The 374-nt window shown below is 69.3% G+C and carries 1 protein-coding gene; it reads right to left on the bottom strand.

The features are described 5' to 3' along the window. A partial coding sequence (locus tag D9V41_RS16795) for a GAF domain-containing protein (protein ID WP_208006931.1) occupies nt 1-374 on the bottom strand: 374 nt, incomplete at both ends.

Raw genomic sequence — 374 nt, 5'->3', positions numbered from 1 at the left:
GGGGGTCTCCGCCCCACTCGACGATCCGCACCAGCTCCGGCCGCACGAACATCAACGTGGCGGTGCCGATCTGAGCGACGAGCGCACCGGCCGGAACGTCATCACGCTCCGCGAGGTCGGGTTGGAGAACGCCGAGCTGGTGACTGGAGTCGACCGGGCTGTCGTCGGTGCGGACAGCCGCCGCGATCCGCTTGAGCAGATCAAGGTCGTCAGGCACGTTGCCGATGGTGAGCAGCTCGCCGTCGTGCCAGAGCGCGGCCCCGTCGGCGTCGACGAGTTCGAGGAGGCGCTCGTCGTTCATGAGGGCCTTGAGTGGATACCCCGCGTCACCGGCGAGCCGGGCGGTGATGCCCGACAGCACCGACTGCGCGATG

Source organism: Aeromicrobium phragmitis (assembly GCF_003674095.1).
Classification (GTDB): Bacteria; Actinomycetota; Actinomycetes; order Propionibacteriales; family Nocardioidaceae; genus Aeromicrobium; species Aeromicrobium phragmitis.
This window is presented reverse-complemented; position numbering and strand designations above follow the sequence as displayed.